The organism is Microbacterium sp. 69-10, assembly GCF_001897945.1.
GTDB lineage: Bacteria > Actinomycetota > Actinomycetes > Actinomycetales > Microbacteriaceae > Microbacterium.
Genome location: NZ_MKRT01000030.1, coordinates 94,653 through 101,176, shown reverse-complemented (window position 1 = coordinate 101,176; position 6,524 = coordinate 94,653). Strand labels below are relative to the sequence as shown.

The 6,524-nt window shown below is 68.6% G+C and carries 8 protein-coding genes and 1 pseudogene; 4 read left to right on the top strand and 5 right to left on the bottom strand.

Annotation, left to right across the window (positions count from 1 at the left end):
- Positions 1-335 (bottom strand): TetR/AcrR family transcriptional regulator (locus BGN97_RS16935; protein WP_292704142.1); only part of this gene is annotated, 335 nt, incomplete at its 3' end.
- A gap of 74 nt (positions 336-409) precedes the next feature.
- Here BGN97_RS16935 and BGN97_RS16930 point away from each other — a divergent pair.
- Positions 410-1,096 (top strand): DUF899 family protein, encoded by a 687-nt coding sequence (locus tag BGN97_RS16930; RefSeq protein WP_292704139.1) that lies wholly within the window; start codon positions 410-412, stop codon positions 1,094-1,096.
- A gap of 25 nt (positions 1,097-1,121) precedes the next feature.
- On the opposite strand, the gene BGN97_RS16925 is transcribed toward BGN97_RS16930, so the two are convergent.
- From BGN97_RS16925 to BGN97_RS16915, 3 genes are read right to left on the bottom strand one after another with little or no spacing between them, the layout of a single operon-like run.
- Positions 1,122-1,979, bottom strand: coding sequence for a metal ABC transporter permease (locus BGN97_RS16925; protein ID WP_292704136.1), 858 nt, complete (start codon positions 1,977-1,979; stop codon positions 1,122-1,124).
- The gene (locus tag BGN97_RS16920) at positions 1,976-2,842 is read right to left on the bottom strand and encodes a metal ABC transporter ATP-binding protein (protein WP_292704132.1); all 867 of its coding nucleotides are present in this window, start codon (positions 2,840-2,842) and stop codon (positions 1,976-1,978) included. The genes BGN97_RS16925 and BGN97_RS16920 overlap by 4 nt, the downstream gene beginning before the upstream one ends.
- The gene (locus BGN97_RS16915) at positions 2,839-3,855 is read right to left on the bottom strand and encodes a zinc ABC transporter substrate-binding protein (protein WP_292704129.1); all 1,017 of its coding nucleotides are present in this window, start codon (positions 3,853-3,855) and stop codon (positions 2,839-2,841) included. The genes BGN97_RS16920 and BGN97_RS16915 overlap by 4 nt, the downstream gene beginning before the upstream one ends.
- A gap of 6 nt (positions 3,856-3,861) precedes the next feature.
- Between BGN97_RS16915 and BGN97_RS16910 the strand changes: the two genes are divergently transcribed.
- The 3 genes and pseudogenes from BGN97_RS16910 to BGN97_RS18545 form a co-directional block, all read left to right on the top strand.
- Positions 3,862-4,857 carry a hypothetical protein gene (locus BGN97_RS16910; protein WP_292704126.1) on the top strand — a complete coding sequence of 332 codons (996 nt, stop codon included), beginning with the start codon at positions 3,862-3,864 and terminating at the stop codon, positions 4,855-4,857.
- 14 nt (positions 4,858-4,871) lie between these two features.
- A complete protein-coding gene (locus tag BGN97_RS16905; RefSeq protein WP_292704124.1) occupies positions 4,872-5,477 on the top strand; it encodes a class I SAM-dependent methyltransferase in 606 nt (201 codons plus the stop codon).
- Positions 5,478-5,617: 140 nt separating this feature from the next.
- Positions 5,618-5,773, top strand: a pseudogene (locus tag BGN97_RS18545) (transposase); the annotation flags it as partial.
- An 85-nt stretch (positions 5,774-5,858) separates the two neighbouring features.
- Here the strand turns inward: BGN97_RS18545 and BGN97_RS16900 are convergent.
- Complete coding sequence (locus BGN97_RS16900; RefSeq protein WP_292704121.1) at positions 5,859-6,368, bottom strand: hypothetical protein; 510 nt, start codon at positions 6,366-6,368, stop codon at positions 5,859-5,861.
- Positions 6,369-6,524 lie beyond the last annotated feature (156 nt).

Genomic DNA, 6,524 nt, shown 5'->3' with positions numbered 1-6,524 from the left:
GGCCCGAGTCGGCGCCCGCCGAAGAACGCGACCGAGAACCACCCCGGCTCGGCCAGCGCGAAGTCGACGTACGCCAGGCCGACCGTGCGCAGGCGCGCCGCGGCATCGGCATCCGTCGATCGGGTCATGCCCTCGGCCACCCGGGCAAGGACTGCGTCCGCCACCGCCTCGCGGAGCGCATCCAGACTCGGGAAGTGCCGGTAGGCGGCGTTCGGCGAGACACCGGCGCGACGGGTGACCTCGCGCAGGGTGAGCGCCTCGAGGCCGCCGTCGCGGGTCAGCTCGAGCCCGGCGTCGACCAGTGCGACTGCAAGGTCGCCGTGATGATAGGCCAACCCTTGTCCCCTCGCCGACGGATGTGTACGGTGTGAACATATCAGATGTGGACACCGTGAACATAGGAGTGATCATGACCGCACTGCCCCCTGTCGTCGATGAGCCCACGTGGCGCGAGGCGCTGGCCGAGCTGCGCGTGCGCGAGAAGGCCGCCACCCGCGAGCTCGACGCCATCGCCGCGGCCCGCCGCCGCCTGCCCGCCGTGAAGCTGCCCGAGTACCGGCTGACCGCCGAGGACGACTCGACCGTCACGCTCGCCGAGGTGTTCGACGGCAGGAGCCAGCTGGTCACGTACCACCACATGTGGAGCGACGGGAACCGCTGGCAGTGCCCCGGATGCACCGGCGCCACGGCATCCTGGACCCGCCCCGACCTGCTCTCGGAACTGGACGTGCGGTTCGTGATCGTCACGAACGGGCCGATGGACGAGGTGCTCGCCTACAAGAAGCGCGTCGGGAACCAGATGACGTGGTTCTCCTCCGCCGGCAGCACCTTCGGCGCCGACGTCGACGCCGGCCCCGGCGAGGGCTTCGCCTACAACGTGTTCCTGCGCGACGGCGACGACGTCTACCGCACCTGGACCACGACCGGGCGCGGAGCCGAGCAGTTCATGCTGTCGTTCGCGATCGCCGACGTGCTGCCCTACGGGCGTCAGGAGGAGTGGCAGGACGTCCCCGAGGGCTGGCCCCAGGAGGAGACGTACAAGCGGTGGCTCTCCTCGAAAGACGTCGCCGCGATGTACGGCGACCCGGACGCCTGAGTCCGCACCCGCGCCCGCACCCGCGTCAGGCGAGACGCCGCACGCGGGTGCGGAGGCGCTGCACTCCCCAGCATCCGAGATAGATGAGGAACGAGATCGTCGTGATGTAGGGACTGACCGGCAGGCTTCCCGCCAGCGCGAGCAGGATGCCGCCCACCGCCGACACGAATCCGAACAGCGCGGCCAGCAGCGGCACGGCCACCGGACCCGCCGAGACGCGCATGGCGGCGGCCGCGGGCGTCACGAGCAGCGCCAGCACGAGCAGCGCCCCGATGATGTGCACGCTCACGGCCACGATCAGCCCGAGCAGCACCATGAACAGCAGGCTGACCGCGCGCACCGGCACGCCGCGCGCGGCGGCGGACTCCGGATCGAGGGAGTCGAAGCGCAGCGGATGCCACATCAGCAGCAGGCCCGCGAGGACGGCGAGGCTGATGCCGATCAGCCAGCCCAGATCGGGGCTGGAGACCGCGACGATCTGCCCGGTGAGCAGTCCGAAGCGGTTGGCCGTGCGCCCCTGCACCAGGGAGAGGAACAGGATGCCCAGGCCCAGGCCGAAGGGCATGAGCACGCCCACGATCGAATTGCGGTCCCGGGCGCGGGAACCGAGGATGCCGATGAGCATGGCCGCCACGAGCGCCCCGCCGATCGAGCCCAGCACCACGCTCCCGCCGAACAGCAGAGCCGCGGCGGCGCCCGCGAACGAGAGCTCGCTCACACCGTGCACCGCGAAGGCCAGGTCCCGCTGCATCACGAAGACGCCGACCAGCCCGCCGACGATGCCGAGCACGGCGCCGGCGATCAGCGAGTTGGTCAGGAGCACGAGCAGGTCGCCGTAGTCCTGGAACGAGAAGATGTCACCCCAGTCGAGCATCGGGATCATGCCGCACCTCCCGAGACGGGCTCTTCGTGGTCGTGGTCGTGATGCGGCTCGGCATCCGGCACACCGACCACCACGAGCCGGCCACCTGTGCGCATCACGAACACCGGCGTGCCGTACAGCGCGCTGAGCACGCTGGTCTGCAGCACCTCGTCGGGCGTGCCCAGCACGAACCGGCCGCCCGCGATGTAGAGGATGCGGTCGACCAGGCCGAGGATGGGATTGACGTCGTGCGTGACGAACAGCACCGCGGCTCCGTGCTCGCGGCGCTGCCTGTCGATGATCTCGGTGATGCCGCGCTGGTTCGCCAGGTCGAGGTTCGACAGCGGTTCGTCGCACAGCAGCAGCATGGGCTGATCGGCGAGCGCCTGCCCGACCCGCAGCCGCTGCTGCTCGCCACCTGAGAGCAGACCCACTCGGCGATCGGCGTAGTGCGCGGCGCCCACGCCCTCGAGCAGGGCGTCGACACGCGCGCGGTCGTCGCGGCGAGGGATGGGAAGCCCGAACCGGGTTCCCGTCACGCCCAGCGCGATCAGGTCCCGCGCCCGCATGCTCGTGTCGGGGGGAAGCGGACGCTGCTGGGGCACGTAGCCGATGCGGGAGTCGCCCCGCCGCACCGGCGTCCCGCCGACGCGGATGGTTCCGGCCGACAGCGACTGAAGACCCAGGATGCTGCGGAGCAGGGTGGTCTTGCCGGAACCGGACGGGCCGAGGACGGCGATGAACTCTCCCGGCTGCACCTCCAGCTCGAGCCCCGCCCACAGCTCCCGGCCGCCGCGATGCAGCGCGGCGGCCGAGATGCCGAGTACGGGTGCTCCCGGTGCGGCCGCGCCCTGGGCGCCGGCGGCTGCGGAAGCGCGGCTCATCGGTGGAGAGCGGCGGCGAGGTCCGTGATCGCGGCGTGCATCCACTCAGCGTACGTCTGATCCGACTTGAGCAGCTCGCTGAAGGTCAGCACGGGCACGCCGGCGTCCTTCGCGGCCTGCTCGACCTTGTCGGTCTCGCCGCCACCGGTCTGCGCGTTCGCCAGCACGGCCTTGACCTCTCCCGAGGAGATCAGGCGCGTGGTCTCGAGCAGGATGGCCGGCGGCACGTCGTTGCCCTCCTCCACGGCGGATGCGAAGCCGTCGGGAGTCACGTCGTCGAGCCCTGCGGCCGCCGCCAGCAGCCCGGGCAGCGGCTCGGTCATCACGACCTTCGTGCCCTCGAGCTCGGTGTGCAGCCCCTCCAGCTGGGTCTCGAAGCCGTTGAGCTCGCCGATGAACTTCTTCGAGGCGGCCTCGTAGTCGGCCTTGCCCGCCGCGTCGAGCTTCACGAGGTCGGCGGTCACCTGCTCCACGACGTGGGTGATGGTGTGCACGTCGAACCAGACGTGCTCGTTGAAGCCCTCGATGTGATCGTGACCGGCGTGGGCGTCATCCGCCTCGCCGTGGTCGTCGTGCTCGTCATGCGCGTCACCCGTGGGCTCCGGCGTCGATGCGTCGTCGTGCTCGTGGGGATCGCCCGGGTAGTCGTGGGAGAACTCCGCCGCGACGATGACGGGGGCGTCCGAGCCCTCGCGCAGGGTCTCCATGAACGAGTCGTAGCCGCCGCCGTTCTCGATGATCAGGTCGGCCTTCTGCACGGCGAGCCGGTCGCGGGCGGTTGCCTCGTAGGAGTGCGGGTCCTTGGCCGCGTCATCGATCAGGCTGGTGACCTCGGCCCGGTCGCCGGCGATCTGCCGCACGATGTCGCCATAGACGTTGGTCGAGGCGACCACCTCGACCCGGCCGTCGCCAGTCCCGCCGTCCTTCGATCCGTCGGCGGGACCGGCCGCGCAACCGGCTAGGACGAGCAGGGATGAGGCGGCGAGCGCCGCGGAGACCAGGATCTTTCGCATGCCCTCATGCTAATCGTTAATGAGAACCATTATCAACTTGAGGCGGTCGCGGACTTATTTTCCGACCTGCTTCTCCTCGACGCCGGTGCTCTGCCCCGCGACACGGCGGCCACCAGGCAGTTGATGGCCTGGGCGACGCAGACCATCGACGAGGCCCCAGCCGAGCACCACCAGATGCTGCGCACCTACACCCGGTGGGTGCTGCTGCGCCGCGCCAGCCGAGACGACTCCGGCGACATCCCTATCGGTGCTGCCCGGCACGTCAAAGCTTCCCTGCGGGGCCTGGTCACCTTCCTCGCCTGGATCGAAGAACAGCAGACGCCCCTGACCTCCCTTACCCAGGCCCAGGTGGACGAGTTCATCACCCTTCGGAGCGCCCGCCGCTGGCTCCCGCAGTTCCTCACATGGGCCGCCGAACGCGACATCACACCAGACCTCGGCATCGCGACGCTCCCACGTCGAGAACCGACGATCAGCACCTCCGAAGAACAGCTCGAACACGTCATCCGCGTCCTCGCGACCGATCGCACCATCGCGCTCGACGCTCGCCTCGCATCGCTACTAATCGCCGTCTACGGACTCCCGGCCAGCAAAGTTCTCGCACTGCGCCGCAATCAGCTCCGCGATGAAGGCTCTGCACTCGACCTCCTCATCGGAGACCGCCCACTCGCGCTCCCCGATCCGATCGCCGTCCTCGCCAGGGAACAACTCGATCTCCTCTCGGAGGCACCGCCTGATGGTCGGCTATTCCCGGGCCTACGACCCGGCCAGCCGCGTGACCCGCAGTATCTCAACCAGCGACTCCGCCCGCTCGGCGTCACCATCTCAGAGTTGCATAACACCGCCCGGTTCCGCCTCGCAGGCGCGGTCCCAGCCAAAGTCCTCGCGGACATGCTCGACTTCAGCGTTGCCACCTTCGAGAACTACGCCCGCCTCTCCGGCAGCACCCGCGGCGACTACCCGGCCCTGCGCGCCGCCGACCGCGTCGTGGCTTCGCAATAATCAGGAGCGAGAATATGAACGACTACTGGAACCACAACACCGCCTACCATCCAGAACTACTCGCCTCTGTTCCCCATCACACCAGCCGTGTTCTCGATGTCGGCTGCGGCGACGGCCTTCTTCTTCAGAAGCTCGCGGCACGAACCAAACACGTCACCGGCATAGACCCCGACGCAACGGCGCTCTCACAGGCAAGAGCGCGCTTCTCGATCCCCTCGGAAACGCGCTTCATCCTCGGCGATTTCCTCACCTCACCTGAACTTGATACACAACGATTCGACCTCATCACCTGTGTCGCCACGCTGCACCACATGCCCCTCATCCCCGCTCTCGAACGCATGCGCGATCTTCTGAACCCAGGAGGACAGCTCCGGGTCGTCGGACTGGCAGCAAACAAGACCATCCCCGACTGGGTTATCTCCGGGTTCCTTCTGGTTCCGATTCGGTTGATGAGCAAGGCCCATAGAGAGTCCGGCTATCCAGACATGATGACTGCCCGGCCCGCCGAATCGTTCACTGAGATTCGAGAGGCCGCCGCCAGGACCCTCCCCGGCAGCCGAGTGAGGCGACGGTTCTACTACCGCTACACGCTCGCTTGGACGAGGCCGCACAGCTCGTAACAGTCGAATAGTTCCTCGGCGAGTAATGCACTTCCACCGGTGTTTGTGTAGGCGATGACGACCGCGGTGTTGTGGGCGTTGACCCTGGATCTTGGACACGTCGAATCCAGCACGGAGCTGGGGAAGCGAGAATCCAAGGGATGGCAAGTAAGAACTACACGGACGAGTTCCGGCAGCGCGCTGTGGACTTGTATGAATCGACAGCGGGCGCGACGCTCAAGGGCATCGCGGCCGACCTCGGGGTCTCCCGTGGTGCGCTGAAGGAGTGGGTGTCCAAGCTCGGCTCCGGGGCCACGACGGTCGGGCCGGGGGCGACGTCGACGCCGGTGGGACGGCCGGAGTCGCAGGCGGCGAGGATTACCCGGCTGGAAGCGGAGCGGGTCACCCGGCGACGACGAGGAACACACACACGGTGCGGATCACCGGGTCCGCGGACCCGTCATCGTCACGGCCGGCGCCGCCGACGAGCTCGGTGGCGTGCGGGTGGACGTCGTAGAAGAACTCCTCGTAGTGGCCCGCACGTACCGGCTCTTCGTTCGGGCGCTTTGAGGGGCGGCGGGCCTCGTCCTGGCTGGTCATGTCCCGGTCGGCGTGCGCCTCGGCGGCGATGCCGAGCGCGACCGCGCGGGTCACCACCGCCCACGGGTCGTCGGCCTTCACCGTGGTGGACTGCCGCATGGCGATGAAGGCCTCGTAGGCGGCGTCGGCCGGGTCGCGGTGCCAGGCGCGGGCGACCGGGGTGTACTTCGCGGTGGCGTAGACCATGAACTCAGCGGCCACCGAGCTGGTCGCCCACGCGTTGTGCGTGTTCAGGTCGATGAGGACCTGGCGCAGGCCCTCCGGGGTAGTGAAGTCCGGACTCGTCTGGTCCGGGACGGATGGATCATGCATAGCGACTCCCTGGGCGGATCTGGGTGTAAGCGAGGTATGAAACCCGCATCCGCGAAAGACCCGCCGCGCCCTCACCGGTGGCGTGTGCCTCCAGACGGGGCGCTCGTTTCAGGCGTCACTGAGCCGCGTCGCGACGCACCAGGTGCTGTCGCGGTA

Coding starts and splice junctions, on each gene's coding strand:
- BGN97_RS16930 (WP_292704139.1), top strand. CDS start 410: ATGACCGCACTGCCCCCTGTCGTCGATGAGCCCACGTGGCGCGAGGCG.
- BGN97_RS16925 (WP_292704136.1), bottom strand. CDS start 1,979: ATGATCCCGATGCTCGACTGGGGTGACATCTTCTCGTTCCAGGACTAC.
- BGN97_RS16920 (WP_292704132.1), bottom strand. CDS start 2,842: ATGAGCCGCGCTTCCGCAGCCGCCGGCGCCCAGGGCGCGGCCGCACCG.
- BGN97_RS16915 (WP_292704129.1), bottom strand. CDS start 3,855: ATGCGAAAGATCCTGGTCTCCGCGGCGCTCGCCGCCTCATCCCTGCTC.
- BGN97_RS16910 (WP_292704126.1), top strand. CDS start 3,862: ATGCTAATCGTTAATGAGAACCATTATCAACTTGAGGCGGTCGCGGAC.
- BGN97_RS16905 (WP_292704124.1), top strand. CDS start 4,872: ATGAACGACTACTGGAACCACAACACCGCCTACCATCCAGAACTACTC.
- BGN97_RS16900 (WP_292704121.1), bottom strand. CDS start 6,368: ATGCATGATCCATCCGTCCCGGACCAGACGAGTCCGGACTTCACTACC.